Annotated in this window: 16 protein-coding genes and 1 pseudogene; 11 read left to right on the forward strand and 6 right to left on the reverse strand. The window is 65.0% G+C overall.

What is annotated here, in order from left to right:
- Positions 1 to 11: 11 nt before the first annotated feature.
- Both AC1DS5_RS16840 and AC1DS5_RS16845 read left to right on the forward strand, forming a co-directional pair.
- Positions 12 to 164 (forward strand): annotated as a pseudogene (locus tag AC1DS5_RS16840) (ABC transporter substrate-binding protein); the annotation flags it as partial.
- Between the two features lie 141 nt (positions 165 to 305).
- Complete coding sequence (locus tag AC1DS5_RS16845) at positions 306 to 4,367, forward strand: PAS domain S-box protein (RefSeq protein ID WP_477719393.1); 4,062 nt, start codon at positions 306 to 308, stop codon at positions 4,365 to 4,367.
- A gap of 145 nt (positions 4,368 to 4,512) precedes the next feature.
- On the opposite strand, the gene AC1DS5_RS16850 is transcribed toward AC1DS5_RS16845, so the two are convergent.
- The gene (locus AC1DS5_RS16850) at positions 4,513 to 5,064 is read right to left on the reverse strand and encodes a hypothetical protein (RefSeq protein ID WP_477719394.1); all 552 of its coding nucleotides are present in this window, start codon (positions 5,062 to 5,064) and stop codon (positions 4,513 to 4,515) included.
- 316 nt (positions 5,065 to 5,380) lie between these two features.
- Here AC1DS5_RS16850 and AC1DS5_RS16855 point away from each other — a divergent pair, with 316 nt between their 5' ends.
- Positions 5,381 to 5,956 (forward strand): TetR/AcrR family transcriptional regulator, encoded by a 576-nt coding sequence (locus tag AC1DS5_RS16855; RefSeq protein ID WP_477719415.1) that lies wholly within the window; start codon positions 5,381 to 5,383, stop codon positions 5,954 to 5,956.
- 109 nt (positions 5,957 to 6,065) lie between these two features.
- Complete coding sequence (locus AC1DS5_RS16860) at positions 6,066 to 8,669, forward strand: CHASE domain-containing protein (protein WP_477719395.1); 2,604 nt, start codon at positions 6,066 to 6,068, stop codon at positions 8,667 to 8,669.
- Positions 8,670 to 8,714: 45 nt separating this feature from the next.
- Here the strand turns inward: AC1DS5_RS16860 and AC1DS5_RS16865 are convergent, their stop codons facing one another.
- A complete protein-coding gene (locus AC1DS5_RS16865; protein ID WP_477719396.1) occupies positions 8,715 to 9,584 on the reverse strand; it encodes a metallophosphoesterase in 870 nt (289 codons plus the stop codon).
- Positions 9,585 to 9,757: 173 nt separating this feature from the next.
- On the opposite strand from AC1DS5_RS16865, the gene AC1DS5_RS16870 reads away from it, so the two are divergent.
- Positions 9,758 to 10,180, forward strand: coding sequence for a VOC family protein (locus AC1DS5_RS16870; RefSeq protein WP_477719397.1), 423 nt, complete (start codon positions 9,758 to 9,760; stop codon positions 10,178 to 10,180).
- Between the two features lie 218 nt (positions 10,181 to 10,398).
- A complete protein-coding gene (locus tag AC1DS5_RS16875; protein WP_477719398.1) occupies positions 10,399 to 10,575 on the forward strand; it encodes a hypothetical protein in 177 nt (58 codons plus the stop codon).
- Positions 10,576 to 10,624: 49 nt separating this feature from the next.
- Here the strand turns inward: AC1DS5_RS16875 and AC1DS5_RS16880 are convergent, their stop codons facing one another.
- Together AC1DS5_RS16880 and AC1DS5_RS16885 are read right to left on the reverse strand one after the other, a co-directional pair.
- Positions 10,625 to 11,635, reverse strand: coding sequence for a Bug family tripartite tricarboxylate transporter substrate binding protein (locus AC1DS5_RS16880; protein ID WP_477719399.1), 1,011 nt, complete (start codon positions 11,633 to 11,635; stop codon positions 10,625 to 10,627).
- A 192-nt stretch (positions 11,636 to 11,827) separates the two neighbouring features.
- On the reverse strand, positions 11,828 to 12,799 hold the full coding sequence (locus AC1DS5_RS16885; protein ID WP_477719400.1) for a LysR family transcriptional regulator: 972 nt from the start codon (positions 12,797 to 12,799) through the stop codon (positions 11,828 to 11,830).
- A 171-nt stretch (positions 12,800 to 12,970) separates the two neighbouring features.
- Between AC1DS5_RS16885 and AC1DS5_RS16890 the strand changes: the two genes are divergently transcribed.
- A complete protein-coding gene (locus AC1DS5_RS16890) occupies positions 12,971 to 13,504 on the forward strand; it encodes a hypothetical protein (protein ID WP_477719401.1) in 534 nt (177 codons plus the stop codon).
- A 90-nt stretch (positions 13,505 to 13,594) separates the two neighbouring features.
- Here the strand turns inward: AC1DS5_RS16890 and AC1DS5_RS16895 are convergent, their stop codons facing one another.
- Positions 13,595 to 15,463 carry a phosphoenolpyruvate carboxykinase (GTP) gene (locus AC1DS5_RS16895; RefSeq protein ID WP_477719402.1) on the reverse strand — a complete coding sequence of 623 codons (1,869 nt, stop codon included), beginning with the start codon at positions 15,461 to 15,463 and terminating at the stop codon, positions 13,595 to 13,597.
- 409 nt (positions 15,464 to 15,872) lie between these two features.
- On the opposite strand from AC1DS5_RS16895, the gene modA reads away from it, so the two are divergent.
- The 3 genes from modA (at position 15,873) to AC1DS5_RS16910 (ending at position 18,755) form a co-directional block, all read left to right on the forward strand.
- Complete coding sequence (gene modA / locus AC1DS5_RS16900) at positions 15,873 to 16,769, forward strand: molybdate ABC transporter substrate-binding protein (RefSeq protein WP_477719403.1); 897 nt, start codon at positions 15,873 to 15,875, stop codon at positions 16,767 to 16,769.
- 124 nt (positions 16,770 to 16,893) lie between these two features.
- Positions 16,894 to 17,562, forward strand: coding sequence for a molybdate ABC transporter permease subunit (modB, locus tag AC1DS5_RS16905; RefSeq protein WP_477719404.1), 669 nt, complete (start codon positions 16,894 to 16,896; stop codon positions 17,560 to 17,562).
- A gap of 17 nt (positions 17,563 to 17,579) precedes the next feature.
- Positions 17,580 to 18,755 carry an ABC transporter ATP-binding protein gene (locus AC1DS5_RS16910; RefSeq protein ID WP_477719405.1) on the forward strand — a complete coding sequence of 392 codons (1,176 nt, stop codon included), beginning with the start codon at positions 17,580 to 17,582 and terminating at the stop codon, positions 18,753 to 18,755.
- Positions 18,756 to 18,833: 78 nt separating this feature from the next.
- Here the strand turns inward: AC1DS5_RS16910 and AC1DS5_RS16915 are convergent, their stop codons facing one another.
- Complete coding sequence (locus AC1DS5_RS16915) at positions 18,834 to 19,001, reverse strand: hypothetical protein (RefSeq protein ID WP_477719406.1); 168 nt, start codon at positions 18,999 to 19,001, stop codon at positions 18,834 to 18,836.
- A 125-nt stretch (positions 19,002 to 19,126) separates the two neighbouring features.
- Here AC1DS5_RS16915 and AC1DS5_RS16920 point away from each other — a divergent pair, with 125 nt between their 5' ends.
- The gene (locus AC1DS5_RS16920) at positions 19,127 to 19,591 is read left to right on the forward strand and encodes a glycine zipper family protein (protein WP_477719407.1); all 465 of its coding nucleotides are present in this window, start codon (positions 19,127 to 19,129) and stop codon (positions 19,589 to 19,591) included.
- The last annotated feature ends 245 nt before the right edge of the window (positions 19,592 to 19,836 follow it).

Genomic DNA, 19,836 nt, shown 5'->3' on the forward strand with positions numbered 1-19,836 from the left:
CTGCCACCAGCGTGGTGGCTACCTATGACCAGCCTTTCAGCAAGCAGGACAAGGACGCCGCCACGCAGAACATGCTGGTGATGGGCATGGTGAGACATGGCGCGGTCACGTTTGCTTACCCCGAGGACGCCAAGCGCAACCTGTTTGTGCAGCGCAAGCAGTAGCAACAGTAGCCCGCGCGCGTCTGCAAGCCGGCGAGCCATAGCCCGCGGACCGGCCTATTTACAAACATCGCTGCTTTCCGCACACTCAGGCAAGATGCGTGCGTGGCGCTGCATCGCCGCGAAAGGCACAAGGTAACCGGGATGCTGAGTTGGGGAGGGCTTCGTTTTCGTCTGGTGCTGCTGGCGCTGATTGCGCTGGTGCCGGTATTTGCTCTCTTCGCTTATTCGGCCGCCAAAAGCCGGGAGACGGCGCTTGAGCTGGCACGGTCCAGGCTGCAGTCCGACGTGCTGCTGGCGGCGGCACACCAGCAGCGCCTGGTGGACCGGGTCGCACAGCTGCTCGGCGACATTGCCAGCGGGCCGTCGGTCAAGGACACGCGAAACCGGGGGTGCGTGCAGTACCTCAAAAACCTCCAGTCGCAGGATTCAGCCTATGTCAACCTTGGGGTGGTGGACCTCGACGGCAAGGTCTCCTGCCATGCGATGGAGGCCGGCTTCGAGGTGTATGCGGGCGACCGGTCCTTCTTCCGGCAGGTGCTGGCCGGCCGGAAGTTCTCGGTGGGCGACTACAGCACGGGGCGCGCCAGCGGACGCACGGGGATCAGCTTTGCCGTGCCGGTCTACAGCAGCGAAGGCATCCTCAATGGCGTTGCGTTTGCCGCGCTGGACATCGGCAGGATGACGGAGGCTCTGGCCGCCGGCCCGGTTCTGGAGGGTGCCCGGTTGCGGCTGATTGACCGGCGCGGCACCGTTGTGGCGGTGCACCCCGCCGGCTCCGGCCTGCAGGGCAGCCGGGAGCGCGATGCCGTGGTGCTGGACGCCGCGCAGGCCCGGCAGTCAGGCATGCGCGAGGCCGCGGATGCGGACGGTGTTGAGCGCGTCTATGCGTATGCGCCGGTCGGTGGCACGGCTGGCGACGGATTGTTCGTGGCTGTCAGCGCGCCGCGTGACGTCATCATGGCCGGTCCGCGCAAGGCGTTTCTCATCAATCTGCTGGCCCTGCTGGGCATGACGGGGTTTGGCGTGGGCTGCGCATGGTGGCTGGGTGTCCGCTCGATTGTCAAACCGGCCGGCGCCATTTTGACAAAAGCCCACGAGATCACCGGCGGCAATCTGGAGGCGCGCGTCAAGCTCGGCCCGCTGCACCCTGGCGAGTTCGGCGAAATTGGCTCGTCTTTTAACCGCATGGCCGAGTCCCTGCAGGCGCGCAAGGATGAAGTGGGTGCCGCATGGCGCCGGGTAGACAAGGAGCGCGCCTTGCTGGACCTCACCATCAACAGCATGAGCGAGGGTGTGGCGGCGGTCGATACCGAGGGGCGCTTTCTGCTTTTCAACGACACGGCGGGCAAGCTTTTTTCGACCGCCGGGCCCGGCACGTCGCTGGACGCGTGGCGCCGTGACCACGAATTGCTGACGCTCGACGGAAAAACTGTCTACGCATCGGCGGACCGGCCGCTGACGCAGGCCCTGCGCGGCGCTACGGTCGATAACTGGGATGTGCTGTTTCGCAAACCGGGCCTTGAAGACCGCGTCTTGAGGGTCAGCTCCAGGCCGCTGCGGGACAGCGACGAGCAACTGATAGGCGCGGTGGCGGTGTTCAATGACATCACCGACCTGAAGGCTGCGGAAAGTTTTTCCCGCGATCAGCAGGAAGTGCTGGCGCTGATCGCCGGAGGCGCCCCACTGTCGAAATCGCTCCAGGCCATTGTGCGGCTCATCGAAGGCCGGGTGGCCGGCGGTCTGTGCTCCATCCTGCTGGTGGACGGCCCACAGCTGCGGCATGGGGCTGCGGGCGGCTTGCCGGAGAGCTTCATGCAGCTGATCAACGGGCTTCCCGTCGGCCCGGGAGTGGGCGCCTGCGGCACGGCCGCTTTCCTGAAGCAGCCGGTGATTGTGGAAGACATCGCGACGGACCCCCTGATGAAGGACTTCCGCGAGGTGGCCAGGACTTACGGCCTGCAGGCCTGCTGGTCCACGCCGGTGGTGTCGGGCGAGGGCGAGGTGCTGGCGACGTTCGCCGTTTACCACCGCACACCCCGCCGGCCGCGGGACAAGGACCGGGATCTGCTGGATACCGCAACCCGCCTGGCCCGCATCGCACTGGAGCATGCCCGCGCGCAGGCGGCGCTGGTTGGCAGCGAGGCGCGCTTTCGCGAGCTGGCGGACAACATCCAGGAGGTGTTTTACAACCGCGACGCCCGCACCGGCCGCATGCTGTACGTCAGTCCGGGCTACGAAAGGATCTGGGGGCATAGCTGCGAGAGCCTCTACGCCGATCCCAAGTCCTATCTCGGTGCCGTTCTGCCCGAAGACCGGCCCGTGCTGAAGCTCGCTGACGAGCTCACAGAGGCCGGCAAGGTCTCCGATGTGGAGTACCGCATCACCTCCCCGGATGGCCAGACGCGCTGGATACGCGATAACTCCTACCCGGTGTTCAATGCCGCGGGCGAGCTCGAGCGCGTGGTGGGCACGGCACGCGACATCACCGACCGCAAGCTCGCCGACCTGGCGCTGGCCAGCACCAACCGTGCGATGCAAATGCTCAGCCGCTCCAGCGTGGCCCTGAACCGGATCGATGACGAGGCTGGCCTGCTGGCCGAGGTTTGCCGCGTGGCCGTTGAGGCGGGCAGTTACCGCATGGCCTGGGTGGGGTATGCGCAGGACGACGAGGCAGGCAGCATCCTGCCCGTGGCCCATTTCGGCCACGAAGATGGCTACCTGTCCTCGATCCGGCTCAGCTGGCTGGACAACGAGGCGCTGGGGCAGGGCCCCGCAGGCCGCGCCATTCGCAGTGGGCAGCCCCAGCAGACTGGTGACATCGCGCAGGCCGACCATCGTTTCAAATGGAAGGCGGCCGCCTTGCAGCGGGGCTACCGAAGCGCTCTGTTTTTGCCCTTGTGCGATGGGCCGCATACTTTTGGCGTGCTGGGGCTGTATGCCGGCGAGGTTCAGCATTTCTCCAGCGACGAGGGCAAGCTCCTCCAGGAGCTTGCCGACAACCTGGCCTTTGGCATCATCAGTCTGCGTGCCCGGCTGGAGCGCCGGCGGGGGCAGGAGGCCGCGCGTGAAGTCGCGGCCAAGGTGCGCGAACAGGCCTCGCTGCTCGACCGTGCGCAGGATGCCATCATGGTGCGCAACCTTGACAGAACCCTGCGTTACTGGAACAAGGGCGCGGAACAGCTGTACGGCTGGACTGCCGAAGAGGTGCTGGGCAAGACCATGGAGGAGCTCATGTACCGCGACCCGCAAGTGCTCATCAACGCGATGAACCAGACTTTGGCCAACCATGGCGAGTGGACCGGCGAGCTGGAGCAGGTGGCGCGCGATGGCTCCATCGTGTACATCGAGGCGCGCTGGACTGTGGTGCGCGATGAGCACGGCCAGGTCAACGGCGTGCTCGGCATCAACACCGACATCCGCGAGCGCAAGCGGGCGCATGAAGAAATCCTGCGTCTCAATACCAGCCTGGAAGAGCGCGTGCAGCAGCGCACCGCGCAGCTGGAGTTTGCCAACAAGCAACTGGAAGCTTTTTCCTATTCGGTTTCGCATGACCTGCGCACGCCGCTCAGCGCCATTGACGGGTTCAGCGATCTGCTGGACAAGGCCCTCGCCAAAACAGTCGCTGGTCCGCAGGCCGATCGCAGCCGGCACTACCTGTCGCGCATCCGTGCGGGCGTCTCGCAAATGGGCGAACTGATAGATGCCATGCTGTCGCTGGCGCAGGTGTCGCGCGCCAGCCTGCGCTGGGAGCGGGTGGACCTCAGCGCCCTTGCGCTGGACGTGCTGGGCCGCCAGCAGGACCGGGAACCCGGCAGGGTGGCGCAACTGCATGTCGAGCCGGGCCTGGCGGCTCAGGGCGATCCGCGGCTGCTCCACCAGGTGCTCGAAAACCTCCTGGGCAATGCCTGGAAATTCAGCGCCGGAGCGGCCCGTACCGAGATCACCTTTGGCCAGCAGGCCGGCACCGCCGGCGAAACGGTTTACTTTGTGCGGGACAAGGGCGCGGGTTTTGACATGGCTTATTCCGAAAAGCTCTTCGGCCCATTCCAGCGCCTGCACTCGCCGTCCGAGTTTGCCGGAACCGGCATCGGCCTGACCACGGTCCAGCGCATCATCGCGCGCCATGGCGGAAGGGTCTGGGGCGAGGCTGCGCTTGGCCGCGGCGCGACGTTTTACTTCACGCTAGGCGCGGCGAGGCTTTAAGCGGACAGGCCTGCGGGCGGGGGGCTTAGAGCCGCTAACAAAACCCTCCTGGCGTCGTTGTGCCGCCTTGGCCGTTACAGCACTGTCTGCGGCGGCACTCCTAGCCAGGACCGCTTCGCTGGGTTTTGTTTGCGGCTCTTAGGGCTTAAAGGCCATGCGCCAGCAGCGTCTCACGCAGGGTCTGGGCCTTGTCGGGATCAAACTGCCCCTCGACCCTGGCCAGTACGTCTCCCTGGCGGTTGACAACGACGGCATAGGCCTGGTCGGTGCCATTCAGGCCCGCGGCCCGCACGAAGCTGGCACGGTCGGTGAACACCGGCACCAGCCGGGCCCGCTCGGCATCTGCGGGATAGTGTTGCCGCAACTTGTTTTCGATCGCGCTGCGGCCTGTCAGCGTTCCCGGGTCATGGAGGACGGGCATGCGCATCCAGGCAATGGACGGGTCGTTCCTCAAATCGAGTCCCTGGATCCAGCTTTCAACCTGGGCGCGCTGGCCTCGCTGGAAGGTGATCAGCGCCAGGGTGCGGTCAGAAGGCAGCCCCTCCGGGATCGTCACGGGTTGCTGCTGCAGCGTCTGCGTCATCGCGGCCGGCAAACGGCCCATCACGCTGGACTCGTTGGGCGCCACCAGCGCAAAAGCAAAGGCGAGGCTTGCCGCTCCAAGCCAGGCGCCAAGGTACGACGTTGTGTTTTTCATCACGCTTCTCCCTGGGGACCGGTTCACATTATGTTGCGCTGCACCTTTTCCAATCCCTTTCCTGCAAATTACATCCAAACGCAGGCTTTGCGCAAATCAACAATTGGAACAAAGTGTGATTACCGTTGGGTAGCACCTTGGCCAACAAGTTCACAAAACATTTGCTGCGTCCAGCTTCGCGGCCTGTGGCTGCGCATGTGGCCTAAAATGCCGCATGTCTCCCCGCAGTCCCGTCATCGCCAGCAGCGCCGCAGCTGTCACAGCCAAAATCAGCGCACTCAAGGCCAGCCCGGCTCGGGTTCCATTCAAGGTGCAGATGCTGCAGGCGCGCGAAGAGGCGATTGTCCAGGCGGCCAATCGTCTGCTGGCCGAAAAAGGCTTCGACCTGATGACGGTTGACCAGGTGGCCGCCGACGTGGGTATTGCCAAGGCCAGCCTTTACAAACACTTTTCCAGCAAGGAAGACCTGGCGGCAGCAGCCATGGTGCGGGTGTTGGGCCATGCCCGGACGTTTTTGGCCGGGCTGGCCGCCGGCGCGCGGCCCCTCGATCAGCTCAAGGCCGTGGTGCGCTGGATGATGCAGATGCAGCTGGCCGGGGAGATGCCCTCGCTGCCCAGCCAGAACTCCAGCCTGCGTGCCGCGTTGATGGCCAACAAGGTTTATCTTGACGGGTTGATGGTGATCAGCGCCCAGATTGGCGGCTGGATTGAGCGGGCTCAACAGGATGGCAGCCTGAACCCGGCCTGGCCACCGCTGCTGGTGCTTTATACGCTGTATGCACGGGCCTGCGACCCGGTGCTGGAGTTTCTGAAGGCAGGCGGACAGCACAGCGATGCAGAGATTGTCGAGCTGGTGCTGGGCACCTGCTTTGACGGGCTGAGCAGCCGGTAATTCTGCCGCGTCTGACTGGAATCACGTTGCACCATGTAACCTTTCCGGCGGCGCCTGCTGCCGAAGCGACCCCCCGTAGACGCCTCCCCCGGCCGATCCTGGTCTTGCCATGAGCCGGCAGGTATTGCCCGCTGAACAGCCCTCCATCACCAGCCAGCGTGCCGCCGCGGGCATGGCGGCGCTGGCGCTGGCGGTGGGGCTGGTGTTCACCGGGCTGGGGGTGTTCTGGGTGAATGACGGTATCCAGGCCGAAGCCAGGGCGCGCTTTGGCCGCCAGGTGGACCGCCTCCAGGCCGATGTGGAAACCCGCCTGAACGCGCCGTTGGTGGGCCTCAGGGGTGCGGCCGGTGTTTATGCGGCCAGCCATTCGGTGGAGCGTGCGGAGTTTCGCGCCTATGTGGAGTCCACGCAGATCCAGCACGAGTTCCCCGGCGTGCGCGGCTTTGGCTTGCTGGCGCGGGTGCTGCGTGATGACCTGGGCCGCTTCGTCAGCGCAGAACGGAGCGATGGCGCACCCGCCTTTTCGGTCAACGCGCCTGGCAACGCGCCCGATCTTTATGTCGCGAAATTCGTCGAACCCGAGGCTGACAACTACCCCTTGCTCGGTGAGGACCTGGGCGCCGATGCCGTGCGCCGCGAGGCCATCGAACGGGCCGTGGCGACCGGCACGCCGACATTGAGCAAGGAAGTCCTGTTGTTGGGAGCCTCCCGGCAGGACCGTGGATTTGTCTACCTGCTGCCGGTTTTCCGGACTGGCACCGACCCCTCAACACCGGCGCAACGCAGCGCGGCCTTGATCGGGCTGCTGTTTGCGCCCCTGGTGGTTGCCGAGGTCATGGACGGTGCGGCCGCGGCCGTACAGGGACAGGCTGACTTTGAACTCTTTGACGGCGCCAGCGCCACGAAGGATCAGCTGATTTATGACTTTGACGGGCATCTGGCCTCCAGCAAGGGCGAGATTGGCCCGGCGCACTATACCGGCCGCCTGATTCACGCGTCACGCGCCATTTCAGCGGGCGGGCGTATCCTCACGCTGCATGTCAGCACGACGGCCGCTTTCGAGGCGCAGGCCGCGAGCCCTGTGCCGACCCTGCTGGGCCTGGGCGGTGTGGCGCTGAGCCTGTTGCTCGCGGTATGCATCTGGCTGCTCGGAAGCAGCCGGGCGCGGGCCCTGGCTGCGGCCCAGCACATGATGCTCAGCCTGGCCCATGAGCAGCAGCGTCTGCTTAGCATGGTGGAAGGCACCAATGTTGGAACGTGGGAGTGGAACGTGCAGACCGGCGACCTCCGCCTGGACGAGCGCTGGGCCGGGATCATCGGCTACAGGCTGGGCGAGTTGCAACCCGTCAGCATCCAGACCTGGCGCAACCAGGTGCATCCCGATGACCTGGCGCGTTCCGACGCATTGCTGCAGCAGCATTTTGCCGGCCAGACGCCTTACTATGACTTCGAAGCGCGCCTGCGCCACAAGGATGGCCGCTGGGTCTGGGTGCTGGCGCGGGGCCGGGTATCGGAGTGGACCAGTCAGCGCAGGCCTGACCTGATGGCGGGCACCCTGATGGACATCACCGAGCGTCAGACGGCCCAGCTGGCCCTGCGCAACAGTGAAGAGCATTTCCGCCAGCTCTACGAAACCAGCCTCGACGGCATTTTGCAGACCCGGCCCGATGGCCAGGTGCTGCATGCCAACCCGGCCGCCTGCGAGCTGTTTGGCATGAGCCTGGACGAACTGCGCCAGCGCGGCCGGCACGGCCTGGTCGATCCCAGTGACGCGCGCCTGGAGCCGCTGCTGGAGGAGCGCCAGCGCGAAGGCAAAGCTTACGGCGAACTCCGGATGCTGCGCAGTGACGGTTCCTATTTCGAGTGCGAACTGTCCTCATCGATGTATCTGGACCAGGGCAATGAGGCCTGCGCCAACGTTGTGCTGCGCGACATCACCGTGCGCAAGCGCTCGGAAGCGCGCATCACCGAACTGAACACCGAGCTGGAGCAGCGGGTCAAGCGGCGTACCGCGCAGCTTGAAGCGTCCAACCGGGATTTGCAGGAGTTTGCCCATTCGGTGGCGCATGACCTGCGCCAGCCCATCATTGCCATCGGCGGCTTCAGCGGTTTGCTCGAACGCATGGTGAGCGATCCCCATGGCAAACACTACCTCGCGCGCATCAAGGCGGGTGTCCAGCAGGCGGGTGAGCTGACCGAGGCCCTGCTCGCGTTGGCCAATCTGTCGCGCGTACAGCTGCGGCCACAGCTGGTGGACCTGAGCGCCATCGCGCGCGGCGTGATGGACAACCTGCAACTGCAGCAGCAAGGTACGCGCGTGGCCAGTATCTGCATTCAGGATGGCCTGGTGGCGCGGGCCGACCCCATGCTGCTCAGGCTGGTCATGGAAGAGCTGCTGGGCAATGCCTGGAAATTCACGTCGCGGCAGAGCTTTGCTGAAATCAGCTTTGGCGTGCGCGAGGTGGCCGTCGGTGAGACGGCCCAGACGGTGTATGAGGTCAAGGACAACGGGGTCGGTTTCGAAATGGCGCATGCCGGCAAGCTGTTTCGCAGCTTCCAGCGCCTGCATTCCCCGATGGACTTTCCCGGTGCCGGGGTGGGCCTGGCCAACATTCGCCGAATCATTGCGCGCCATGGTGGGCAAATCTGGGCCCAGTCGGCCATTGGCCAGGGTGCCAGCTTCTGTTTCACGCTCGCACATCCCCGGCCTTGAGAGGGCTGGGGATGCCGGCTTGAAGTGCTATCAATTGTGTAGCTTTCAAGCCGTGGAAAAAGAGGGCGATCCAATTTCGATCAGCAAATCGGGCTTGAACGCCAGCTGCTCGCCTTTGCGCGCATAGCCCAGCGGGTTGGCCACCACGCGGCAGCCATCCTTCACGTAATCAACCGGGCAATGCAGGTGGCCATGCAGCCACAGATCCGCGCCGGCGAACAGCTCGTCCAGCGAATTGCAAAATCCCGCCGTGCCCGGTACCAGTCCGTAGCGTGGGTCAGCGCTGAGCAGGCTGGGAGCGAAGTGGGTGATTACTGCGGTGGGTCCGTCAAAGGGCGCCGCCAGCGCCTGCCGCAGCCAGGCCTGGCTTTTCAGGCCTTCTTCCCGCACGGCCTCGGCCAGCATGGGCTGGCCGCCGCGAAACGCATGGTGCCTGTTCAGGTAGAAGTTGGCGGCGCGAAAGGCTTTTTCGCGGGCCTTGCGCTGCGCTTCATCGGTGACGGTCCCCGTCCGCGCCGCAGCGATGGCGAGCGCATCAAAATCGGTCCACAGCGTGCAGCCGATAAAGCGCACACCCTGCAGCACCACGGTTTCACGCTCCAGCCAGACCAGGCCCAGCCGCTCGCAGGTTGCGCGCAGCCGCGCCTTTGTCTCGTCAAAATCCAGCCCGTCGTACTCGTGATTGCCGGGCAGGAAAAACACCGGCGTCGGCCAGCCCGCGCCCCCCTCGCTGACCGGCAGCGGCGAAAACCGCGCCAGGCCGAAGTCGCTGATATTCAGGCTGCCCAGCTGGGAGCCATTCTGGTAGGAGCCGATGTCACCGGCGAGCACCAGCAGGTCGGCGCCGGGCAGGGGCCGCGCCCTGAAATGTGGATCGGATTCGAGGTGCAGGTCGGACAGGAGCTGGATGTTCACCGGGTGATTGTGCGGGAAGAGCGCTATCCCTCGCCATTCCCCGTGCCGCCTGCGCCCCGACCACGCACCGGGGCTTGAAAAAAGTTGTCCGGGTGATAGGCTGGTTCATGCGCTCTTGCACTCTTGCATTGATGCAGTCCTGAATGCGTCAGACCATCACCGGAGAAGCTGCCATGAAACCGCGCATCACCCTGATTACCCTGGCTGTCGACAACCTCCAGGCGTCCCTGGCGTTTTACCGCGACGGGCTCGGGTTGGCCACGCAAGGCATTGTGGGCGAGCAATTCGAACACGGTGCTGTCGCCTTCTTTGACCTGCAGTCCGGCCTCAAGCTGGCGATCTGGCTGCGCGATTCCCTGGCGCATGACACAGGCGTGGCCAAGTCGGCGCGCAGCGCCACCGAGTTTTCAATAGGGCATAACGTGGCAACGCGGGAAGAGGTGGATGCTGTCATGGAGCAGGCGCATCGGGCGGGCGCGAAGATCGTCAAGCCTGCCCAGCCCGCCTTCTGGGGCGGCTACGCCGGCTATTTCCAGGACCCGGACGGTCACCTGTGGGAGATCGCCTGGAATCCCCAATTCGGCATCACGGAATAGGGGAAGGGCCATGAGGCCCTGGCCGGGCCGCACATCCGTCCTCCGCCGCCGCGCCTGCAAGTCAACGGGCACCGGGCCCCGTCGCCGGGGTCATGTCCGGCTGCCGGCCTAACTATGCGGGTTTTGCATGGTTTTCGTGCCTGTCCAGGCTTGTAAACCTAGGGAAAACCCTTAATCTAGGTTCATTGCAACTTTTCGCCCCTTTGGGCGGTGTCGACATGTACACCCTGATTTCCCTGATAGTCCGTTTTTTGCCCTCAGCGCAGGGCGTTGCCCCGGTCAACGGTGTGGCGCACAACCTGATGGAGCGCGCCGAATCCCGCGCTGGCCGCCATCCGCGCCAGGCCCAGGAGCTGCGCGACGCCGCCCGTGCCTACCTCAGCGTGATTCGCTGAAGCCGTCCGTAAATCTCGCCGGGGGCCGCGCGCGGCGTCGAACCGCCCGTTAAAGCTTGACGCCTGCGCCTTTCACGGCTGGCGCCAGCACGGACACCTGCTCGCGGACAAAGCCGGTGAAGGCCGCGCTGCTGACCGGGCTGGTGGTGATGCCCAGGTCCAGCATTTTCTTTTTGACTTCGCTGCTGGCCAGGATCTCGTTGCACGCGGTATTGAGCCGCGTCACCATGTCGGCGGGCAGGTTGGCCGGCCCGCTGAGGCCGAAAAAGTTGTCCAGCACCAGCTTGCGGTAACCAAACTCCACGACGCTGGGCACATCGGGCACCAGGGGCGAGCGATTCGCCGACGTCACGGCCAGGGGCACCAGCTGGCCGCTCTTGAAGTAGGGCACAAAGGCTGTCAGCACATCAATGCCGATGGGGATCACGCCGGCAATCAGGTCGGTCGTCATGGGCGCACCCCCGCGGTAGGGAATGTGCACCAGGTTCACGCCCATGGCTTTTTTCATCAGCTCGCCATAGATATGGCCGATGGAAGCGGGGCCGCCCGAGCCAAAGTCGAGCCGGCCGGCCTTGCGGGCCTGTGCTTCCACGTCGGTGATGGTCTTGATCGGCGCGGCCGGGTTGGCCATCACCACGCAGGGCGCGTTGCCGATCAGCGCAATATGGGTAAAGCCCGCCACCGGGTCGTAGGGCTGCTTTTCCAGCGCAAAGGGGCCGATGGAAATCGGCGTGGAATTGCTCAGCATCAGGGTGTAGCCGTCGGCGGGCGCCTGGGTCACCACCAGCCCGCCCACGCTGCCGCCGGCACCGGGCCGGTTGTCCACCACCACAGCCTGGCCCAGCTTTCGACCCAGTTGTTCGGCCATGACCCGGGCCACGATGTCGCTGGCGCCCCCGGCAGGGAAGGTGACCACGATCTTGATCGGCTTCTCGGGCCAGGCGGCGAGTGCCGGCAGTGCCACGCTGGCAGCGCCGGCAGCCAGCACCTTCAGTGCGGTGCGGCGCGGCAGGCGCTGGCGGGATGAGGTGAGGCCGGTAGGCAGGACGGGATGAGGCATGGCAGGCTCCTGAAAACAGCGGAAAAACTGTGTGCAACAAGCGGTGCAAAAAGCATGCCCCAGAACAAGGGGCATCCCGGTCAGGTTCAAGTCGCTATCAATAAAGTAGCTGAACGTCCGGACATTATTGGGCTATTCCGCCGATTTGTCCCAAAGAGTTGTCAGGTCGCCGCTGGCCGATGGTCAGTTCGGTCAGCTCGAAAAGGCCTTGTCGGCCGCCCGCAAGACGGCCTCGCGCAGCCACACGTGGGCGGCGCGCTGCTGCGAGCGGCGATGCCACACCGCGTCCACATGCACCGGCGACACGTCAAAGGGCAGGGGGCGCAGCACCAGCTGCTCGGCGATGCCGGTGACGCTGACAAAATGGCGTGGCAACACCGTCAGGAGGTTGGAATTGGCCACCACCCGCCCTGCCGTAAAGAACTGGTTCACCGTCAGCACCACCTGGCGCTCGCGCCCCAGCGAGGCCAGCGACTCGTCAATAAAGCCATACGGCCGGCCTGAAAAGCTCACCAGCATGTGCCGCGCGGCGCAGAAGCGGTTGAGCGTCAGGGGGGCGCTGGCCAGCGGATGCCCTTTGCGCATCACGCAGACATACTCGCCGTCATACAGTCGCCGGTGCTGGAAGGGCATGGGCTCGCCGCTTTGGGCATGGGCCGTCAGGTCGGCCAGCACCGAGGGGAAATAACCGACCGCCAGGTCGCAGGCTTCCTCGTCCAGCAGGCGCCGCGGGTCGCGCGTGGTCAGCGGTATCACCCGCATGGACACCCCCGGCGCCTCCTGCTCCAGCGTCTCGGTCAGCCCCGGTATCAGTTCCGCCGCCGTGGCGTCGGCCATGGCCAGCACAAAGGTGGTGCTGGCATTGCCCGGCACAAATTCGCTGGGGAGCAGCGACTCCTGCAGCTGTTGCAAGGCCTCGCGCACCGCCGGCCAGATGGCGCGCGCGCGCGGGGTGGGGGCCATGCCCTGGCCGCTGCGCTGCACCAGTTCGTCGCCCAGTGTTTCGCGCAAGCGGCGCAAGGCATTGCTCACGGCCGGCTGGGTCAGCGACAGGTTGCGCGCCGCCCGCGTCAGGCTGCGTTCCGCCATGACCTCGTCAAACACGCGCAGGAGGTTCAGATCGAGGGTACGGAAGTTGGTTGGGCTCAAGGGGCGCTCCTTCATTAACGGGCCGGGCGAGGTGGTGTGGCTTGGTTTGGCCGGGCCTGGTTATCACCATTGTGAATGATGTTTATCATAAAGATAAAGTTGAACAACATCAGTAATTACCCTAATATCCTCTTACCCGCTGCCAATCTTGCCAGTCGGGGCAGTTAACCAACGGAGGAGTTCACCATGACCAGCTTTGTCAATATCAAGTATTCCAACCAGCACCCCGGCGTCGCCCGTGTTGAGTCGGCCATTGATGCCGCCAAGCACCTGCGTCAGAGTTTCTCCGGCACGCGCGGCCTCGCCACGCTGCTGCTCTCCGCCATCGCCGCCGCAGTGATGGTGGTGGCCTACCAGGTGATGGACAGCGTCACGGAAGGCCATTTGCTGGTCATGTGGATCGCGCTCTGGGCCGCGGCCTTCGCTGCACTGGCACTGTTTGCGAGCACCGCGCGCAGCCTGGCAGCCCAGCTGAGAACCGGTCTGGCTGACTGGTCACAGAGCCTGGCACAGGCCCGCGCCGACCAGCGCATGTGGGCTGCGGCCAGGAATGACCCACGCGTGATGGCCGACCTGCAGGCCGCAATCCTGCGTGAAGAAGCCAACGCCGAGATCGCGCAAGCTGCACCGGCCGCCGCTTCGACACCGGTCACGGCAGCAGAGCGTACGGTGAAACTGGGCAGTTCGGTGATGCGCGCTTACCAGCGCAACTACATCTGAACTTCTGAGCCCCGGGTCGGGCCGCTGTTGCGGTAAGCCCCCAAAAAAAAGCCACCTCGCGAGGTGGCTTTTTTGTGTCCGGCGTTCCTGTCAGGCGGCCAGGCGTTTCTCAATCGCCGCCTTGGTCTCGCCCAGCTCTTTCGGCAGATGATGCTCAAGCTGCTTGAACAACTCGGCGTGCAGCTCCAGCTCCTTGAGCCAGGCCGCCTTGTCCATGCTGATCACGCTGCTGAACTGCTCGGCGCTGAAGTTGAGGCCGGTCCAGTTCAGGTCTTCGTAGCTGGGGCTGATGCCGGTGATGTGTTCATTGCCCTTGCCGCTGCCTTCAATACGGTCAATCATCCACTTCAGCACGCGCATGTTCTCGCCGTAACCGGGCCAGACGAATTTGCCATCCGCGCCCTTGCGGAACCAGTTGGTGGTGTAGATCTTCGGCAGCTTGGCGCCGGAACTGGCGAGCTTGTTGCCCACGTTCAGCCAGTGCTGGAAGTAGTCGCTCATGTTGTAGCCGGTAAACGGCAGCATCGCGAACGGGTCGCGGCGCACCACGCCGGCCTGGCCGGTTGCGGCTGCTGTCGTCTCGGAGCCCATGGTGGCCGCCATGTAGACGCCCTCCACCCAGTTGCGCGCTTCGGTCACCAGCGGCACGGTGGTCGAGCGGCGGCCGCCGAAGATGAAGGCATCGATGGCCACGCCTTTCGGGTCATCCCAGGCGCTGTCGAGCGCCGGGTTGTTGGTCGCGGCCACGGTAAAGCGTGAGTTGGGGTGGGCGGCCTTGGCGCCGGTTTCTTTCGCGATTTGCGGCGTCCAGTCGTTGCCCTGCCAGTCGATCAGGTGGGCCGGCAGCGCCTTGCCGGGTGCATCCTGCTCCATGCCTTCCCACCAGACGTCACCGTCGTCGGTCAACGCGACGTTGGTGAAGATCGTGTCGCGGTTCAGGCTGCGCATGCAGTTCGGGTTGGTCAGCATGTTGGTGCCGGGCGCCACGCCGAAATAGCCGGCTTCCGGGTTGATGGCATACAGCTTGCCATCGGCGGCAGGCTTGATCCAGGCGATGTCGTCGCCAATGGTGGTGACCTTCCAGCCGTCAAAGCCGGCGGGCGGCACCAGCATGGAGAAATTGGTCTTGCCGCAGGCCGACGGGAAGGCCGCCGCGACATGGTATTTCTTGCCCTCGGGGTTGGTCACGCCCAGGATCAGCATGTGCTCGGCCAGCCAGCCCTCGTCGCGGCCCATGTTGGACGCGATGCGCAGCGCAAAGCACTTCTTGCCGAGCAGCGCATTGCCGCCGTAGCCCGAACCGTAGGACCAGATCTCGCGGGTCTCGGGGTAATGCACGATGTACTTGGTCTTGTTGCAAGGCCATGTCACGTCTTTCTGGCCAGCGGCCAGCGGCGCGCCCACCGTGTGCACGCAGGGCACGAACTCGCCATTGACGCCCAGCACGTCGAACACCGCCTTGCCCATGCGCGTCATGACTTTCATGTTGACCGCCACATAGGGGCTGTCCGACAGCTCGACGCCGATGTGCGCAATCGGCGAACCCAGGGGGCCCATGCTGAACGGCACCACATACATGGTGCGGCCCGTCATGCAGCCGTCAAACAGCGGCTGCAGCGTGGCGCGCATCTCGGCCGGGGCCATCCAGTTGTTGGTCGGGCCGGCATCTTCCTTGCGGGCCGAGCAGATATAGGTGCGGTCTTCCACGCGTGCCACGTCGGAAGGGTCGCTCTGCGCCAGGAAGCTGTTGGGGCGCTTGGCTTCGTCGAGCCTTTTAAAGGTGCCGGCATCGACCAGTTGCTGGCACAGGCGCTGGTATTCGGCGTCACTGCCGTCGCACCAGTACACGCGGTCAGGCTTGCACAGGACTACCATGTCGGCGACCCAGGCAATCAGTTTTGCGTTCTTGACATAGCTGGGCGTGCCCAGATCCAGTCCTTGCATGACGGGGTGATTCATCGAAAAAACTCCAAAGTTAAAAAGCGCTATTTCGATAAACGCCGGTGGATGTCGCGATGCAGCAGTTGCTGTGACACGGGGCGTCTGTCGAAATGGCGCTGGCTGCAGATTCAGGCGAGACCGGCTCCGGCCCGAAACAATCGGCGACTACCATCGGACACTCTCGGTCGGCGAGCGGAACCGCAAGCCGAAGCTGCGGGGGCGCTGCGGCAAAAAAGCGGCTGGTGGGCTGCTTTTGGGGGGTGCACGGGCCGACCAAAAATTCATTTTAAGAAGATCGCGATGGGTTACCTAGAAGTTACGGTCAAAAGATATGCAAAACTTGCATGAGGTTATGCGTGAAATATCCGGGGTCATGGCGGCCGTGACCTGGCCGGGTGAATGCACCAAAAAAAGGAGAATTCGTTTCATGAAACCCCCGTTTCCCGACGCGGTGATCGCGCTGCCAGGCCGCGTACGCCAGGCTTTGTTCCGGGCCCGGTTCGGGCTTCTTCAGGTGCGGGCGCGGCATGCTGCGGCCGGGCTGCTGCAACTGGCGTTGGCGCTTCAGCTGGGGCTTGGACTGGCGAGTCCGGCGTCGGCGCAGAACACGCAGAATACGCAGGACATGGACGGCTCCAGGCCTGCCTTGGTCGCGGCGGCGGCCAACCTGCAGCCGGTGCTGGCGGAACTGGTGCCGCTGTTTGAGCGTGAACAGAAAAGCCGCGTCAGGATCAACATCGGCTCGTCCGCCAACCTGGTGCGGCAGATCCAGCAGGGTTTGCCGGCCGAACTCTTCCTGTCGGCCGACGAAGACTTCGCGCTGCGCCTGGCCGATGCCGGGCTGACGCTGGACCGCGGGCTGGTGTATGCCACCGGGCGCCTGGTGCTGCTGGTGCCGGCCGACTCCCCACTGGCGCTGGACCCGCAGTTGCGCGGACTCAAAGCCGGCTTGAGCCAGGTCCAGAAATTTGCCATTGCCAACCCCGAGCTGGCGCCCTATGGCAAGGCGGCGGTGCAGGTGCTGCAAAAGCTGGACCTCTGGCCCGCCGTGCAGGGAAAAATCGTGCTCGGGGAAAACATCGCCCAGACCACGCAGTACGTCAGCACAGGCGCCGCGCAGGCCGGCATCACGGCTTTGTCACTGGCGCTGGCGCCCGAGCTGGCGACACGCGTGCGTTATGTGCTGCTGCCCGATGACCTGCACGCGCCGGTGCGCCAGCGCATGGTGCTGCTCAAAAATGCCGGGCCCGCCGCCCGCGCGTTTTACGAATTTCTGCAGTCAGCGCGCGCGAAGGCCGTGCTTTCGCGCTACGGCTACGTTTGAGGCCGGAACTCGCCCTGATCAGGCCTTTTCAGGCCTTTTGCCGTCTTGCCGTGCCCGGTGTCCTGCCTGCTGTCCTTTGACGGCATTTCCTGCCATGTGCAACCGTTTGCGACAATAGGCCGCTATGGACTGGCAAGCCGCTCGCGTATCCCTGACCCTGGCCGTCTGTTCGGCGGTGCTGCTGTTGCCGCTGGGCGTGTGGCTGGCGCGCTGGCTCGCCATCACGCCCTGGCGCGGCCGGCCCGTGGTGGAGGCCCTGCTGATGCTGCCTTTGCTGCTGCCGCCCACCGTCATCGGCTTTTACCTGCTGATCACGCTGGGCCAGGGCTCGGCGGTGGGTGGCTGGCTGGCGCGCGCACTCGGCCTGCGACTGGTCTTCAGTTTCGAGGGCCTGCTGCTGGCCAGCGTGCTGGTCAACCTGCCCTTCATGGTGCAGCCGCTGCAGCGCGCTTTTGCCGCCATTCCCGGCAGCTTGCGCGAAGCGGCCTGGGTTTGCGGCCTGAGTCCTTGGCGCGCCTTCTGGAAAATCGAGCTGCCGCTGGCCTGGCCCGGCCTGCTGGCAGGCGTGGCCCTGACCATGGCGCACACGCTGGGCGAGTTTGGCGTGGTGCTCATGGTCGGCGGCAGCATTGCCGGTGAGACCAAAACCCTGTCGATTGCGATTTACGACCGGGTGCAGGCCTTTGACATGCCCGCCGCCCACGTGATGGCGCTGGCCCTGGTGCTGGCTTCGCTGGGCGCGCTGGCGCTTGTTTTTGCGGCCGGCAAGGCGCACCCGCTGCAGGACAGATAGCGCCTGGCGCTGTCATCTTGCCCGCTCCCACCCGACACCCCATGCTGCAGGTATCACTTCAAAACCACGGTCCGATCCGGCTCAATGCCGGCTTTGACTGCGCCCCTGGCGAGTTGCTGGCGCTGCTCGGTCCTTCGGGCAGCGGCAAGACCAGCGTGCTGCGCGCGGTGGCGGGTCTGCTGCGAAGCCCGGGCCTGCAGGGCCGCGTCAGTGTCGGCACGGGCGTTGAGGACGTCTGGTTTGACAGCGCAGGCGGCATACGCCGGGCGCCGCAGCAGCGCCGCGTCGGCCTGGTGTTTCAGCACTATGCCTTGTTTCCGCACCTGACGGCCATTGAAAATGTAGCGCTCGCCGCCCACCCTGCGAGAGCCAAAACCTATTTTGATGCCCTGTTTGAGCGCATGGGGCTGGCCGGCCTGCAGGCCCGGCGGCCCCACCAGCTTTCCGGCGGCCAACAGCAGCGCGTGGCACTGGCGCGGGCGCTGGCGCGCGAGCCCCAGGTGCTGCTGCTCGACGAGCCTTTTTCGGCGGTGGATGCGCCGACACGCCAGACGCTGTACCGGGAGCTGGCGGCCCTGCGCCAGAGCGTGGCGATTCCCATGGTCCTGGTGACGCATGACCTGAGCGAAGCGCGCCGGCTGGCCGACCGGGTGGTGATCCTGGATGCCGGCGAGTCGCTGCAGGTGGGCCCGCCCGCCCGGGTCTTTGCCAGCCCCCGCAACGCCCGGGTTGCCGAGCTGGTGGGTATCCAGAATCATTTCCAGGGACGGTTTTTTTCCAACAGGCCGGCCGATACGCCCGGTTTTGGCCGCCTGGTCTGGCATGGCGAGGCGTCGGCCAGCGATAGTCCGGAGGGCCTGCCGGGTACCGTGGACGTCAGCCTGGCGGTGATTGACAAGGGGCGGCTGGATGATGGCGCCGAAGTGTCCTGGGTGGTTGCCGGTGAGTTGCTGGACCTGTCGGTCACGCCCCCGGCGCAGGCGGTTAACACCTTTTCCTGCACCCTGCAGGAAGTCTTGCCGCTGGGCGAGATCAGCCTGTGCACCCTGGTGCCATCGCAGCTGCCGTCGCAATGCCTGACGCTGAACCTGTCGACGGCTGCCCTGCGGCAGCTCGGCGCCGAGCCCGGAAGCGTGCTGCACCTGCACATTCCGCCGCAAGCCGTTCACATCATGCCGGTGCGGCAGGGCTGAAGCGCTGAAGGGGTTGCTGGCTTGCCTAACGAAAAAGTCCGCCTGCGGCGGACTTTGATATTCCCGGGAGAGGGCGTATCAGGCCAGGAATACGGCAATGAAAGCCAGCAGGAACATCAGCACGCCACCGACGACAGGCAGCACCAGGGGCATCAGCGGCGCGATCGCATCCACTACATCCTGGTCTTCGGCAGGGGTGGGGCTGCTGTGCGCTGCATTGGTGGTGTGATTGGCTGAGCTGGACATGGTGGTTCCTGGAAAGTCTTGATAACTTTTGGGATTTTACCTTTATGGCCCGGGCAGCGGCAATTACCTGCCTGCGGTAATCTTCAGGCTGCCAAATCAGTTGAAGGAAGCAGTTGAAGGAACGCATGAACACATCGGCCAGAATTTTTGCAGTGTGCACCGTGTCGGCCGCCGTGGCCCTGCTGTCTGCCTGCGCGACCAGTGGGCCCGGTAGCCCGTCGGCCAGGCCCGTGCTCTATCCCAATGCCACGCTCAACCGCGTCGGCGAGGTGCAAGGCCGGGCCGAGGCCGACGCCTGCATGTCGCGCGCCGTGTCGGCCGGCCTGACGCCCGAGCAACGGAGCAATGAAGTGGGCCGCCGGGCCGGCGAGGGCGCGGCCACAGTGGGTGTCGCCTCCGCGGTCGGGGCGCTGATCACGGGTCGCGGCACCGAGGGCGTGTTGCGGGCTGGCGCTGCAGGGGCCGCGGTGGGCGGCTCGGCCGGTGCGGTCTCGGGTGCGTTCCATAGCGACCGGCCCAACACCACCTACCGCAGCTTCGTGCAGCGCTGCCTGAGCGAAAAGGGCTTTGACGTGATCGGCTGGAACTAGGGCCTGTGAACGCTATTTATGCAAATGCGAATGGGGTGAAAACAGCGCCAATCAAGGCGCGCGACGACGCCCAGACCGGGCGTCTGGGCTAGGAGCGCAACGCAGAGTGGCGCTGTTTTCACCCCATTCCCTTCGGGTTGCGATCAAAAAGGCCCTGCGCGGCGTTGCAAAGCCTTGGCGGGGTCTACCCCGCCTGCGTTTTGCGCCTTGCTCATGGCCTTTTTGACTCGCAACGCATCTTGCAT

It is taken from the genome of Polaromonas sp. P4_H1, assembly GCF_056400945.1.